We start from the raw sequence: 2169 nt of genomic DNA on the forward strand, positions 1-2169 counted from the left end.
GACGATTACGACCTGGTGCTGACGCCGACGCACCTGCGCGATCATGAAATCAAAAGCCGCGCGCATGTCGTGCAGCTGTTCCATGGCATATCGGACAAGCCTTTTACTTACGAACGCGATTTCAGCGACTACCGGCTTTGCCTGTGCGCCGGCCAGCGCCAGCTAGACCGGCTGCAACGCCACGGAAAAAATCGACGCATGCGTTTCAGCATGGTCGGCTATCCGAAGTTCGACTGCATCGATGCTAGGCCGCCGCTGTTCGGCAACGGCAAGAAAACGCTGATCTACTGTCCGACCTGGCGCAAGGGAGGCTTGAGTTCGATCGCACTCTTTCTCGATAATCCCGATGTCGTCGCGCGCCTCACTGAGGACTACAACCTGATCGTCAAACCGCATCCCAACATCTTCAACCCGGCGCGCGAATTTTTTGACGGCGCGATCATCGAGCGCCTGACGCAAATGCCCGGAATCAAGCTTGTCCGTTCGGGAAATGTGATGCCGTGGTTTGCGCAAAGCGATTTGTTCATCGGCGATATTTCGGCTTCCGGCTACGAGTGGCTGTACTTCGGCCGGCCCATGGTGTTTTTGAATCCGCAGCCTGGGGCGTTGTTTGCCAGCGACGATGTCGAGGCCGCCACCTATTTTTGGCAGTGCGGAGAAGTCTGCGATCAGGTCGGTTATTTGCAGCGGTGCGTCACCGATAGTCTGCTGCGCGATCCGCACGCCGAACAGCGCGAACAGGTATTGCATTACAGCGTCCACCAACCACGCGCGGGTGCGCGACCGCGCGCGGGGTGGCGGCAATCGAAGCGCTGTTATGCGCGAAGCCGACCGAGTGCCTGCAATAGCATGGCGGGCATATCGATGGTCATGCCATCGACGCCAGCGGCGATCGCCGCATGCATCAGCTTCGCGTCCTTGACGCCCCATGCCCTGACTTCGAGCCCCAACGCTTTCCATTGCGCCACGCGTTCGACAGTCAGCTCGCGCGCGGGCGGACAAAACTGATCGACGCCTGCCGCAAGCGCAATCTGAACGTTCGCATCATCGACTGCGAGGCGAGAAAGCCGATCCTTGCGCCCGGGTTTCGCGCCTTGATTTTTTGCAGCGGCGGCAACTCCGAAGAGGTAAACGTAACGCGGTCGATGAGGCCCGCGTGACGCACCATCTTCAGCACCCGCAGTGCGCATTTCGACCGTTTGATTTCCAGCACGAGCTGAGTACGCTGGCCGTAACGCCGCAGTGCGTCGCGCAATAGCGGGACCCTGGCTCCGTGAAATTCTTCCGCGAACCTCGATCCGGCATCGAGGGCCTCGATCGCGCTCCACGGCGTGTGGTGGACCAGGCCTGCGCCGTTGGTCGTGCGTTCCAGCCTTTTGTCGTGCATCAGGATCAGCTCGCGATCTCTGGTCTCCTGGATATCGGTTTCGATGGCGTCGACGCCGGCGGCAAGCGCCGCATCAAAACTTTCAAACGTATTTTCGGGCGCCAGAGCGGCAGCGCCGCGATGACCGATGACTTGCATCACACTGTTGCCTAAGTGTGATGTTGCAATACGTTGTTGTTCATTCGGACCAGGTTTGAGACGCTTGAAGTTTTCAGCCTTCCTCGTCTCTCAAGGAGTCCAGCCGAATGAACCTGCATAAGAATGCCCGACCGGCGTTTCGGCGTCGAATCGAACTCGTCCATGCCGTGATAGAAGAAAATCCGCAGTTCAGGGCGCCGATGGCTTCCTCACAGCATCGGTTGGGCAATCTTTGTAACGGAGTTTGCGCACCCTGACCTACGCTTACCTAAAGCGCGCTGGGGCAAGCTTCGCGGGAAAAGACGGCGATGCGACTTGTTCAGACTCCTCCTTAACCGTCTGTCAAACTTTCAGCGGCGCCATTTTCTCGCTTTGCGCTTCGACATGAATCGGCAGCTTGACGGTGACGATCGCGCCAGTTACGGGCGGGGTTCGATTGCCCACACTGACCGTGCCGCCATGATCTTCGGTGGTGCGCTGCGCGATACCGAGGCCGAGCCCGGTACCGCCCGCCCGGCGCGTGATGGATCGCGTTTTCGAGCAGGTTTTGAAACACATGGCTCAGACGCTCGCGGTCCATTTTGACCGCGCAATCCAGCGCCGCGTGATTTTCGATGGCGACGCCGGCGCGCTCGGCGAGCGGC

General features: G+C 59.5%; 1 protein-coding gene and 2 pseudogenes. 1 reads left to right on the top strand and 2 read right to left on the bottom strand.

The window, feature by feature from the left end:
- A pseudogene (locus H0V78_06015) lies at positions 1-780 on the top strand (CDP-glycerol glycerophosphotransferase family protein).
- Positions 781-815: 35 nt separating this feature from the next.
- Here H0V78_06015 and H0V78_06020 read toward each other — a convergent pair.
- Both H0V78_06020 and H0V78_06025 read right to left on the bottom strand, forming a co-directional pair.
- Positions 816-1525: pseudogene (locus H0V78_06020) on the bottom strand (hypothetical protein).
- A gap of 342 nt (positions 1526-1867) precedes the next feature.
- Complete coding sequence (locus H0V78_06025) at positions 1868-2083, bottom strand: hypothetical protein (GenBank protein ID MBA2351341.1); 216 nt, start codon at positions 2081-2083, stop codon at positions 1868-1870.
- Positions 2084-2169 lie beyond the last annotated feature (86 nt).

It is taken from the genome of Burkholderiales bacterium, assembly GCA_013695435.1.
In the GTDB taxonomy this organism is placed as follows: Bacteria; Pseudomonadota; Gammaproteobacteria; order Burkholderiales; family JACMKV01; genus JACMKV01.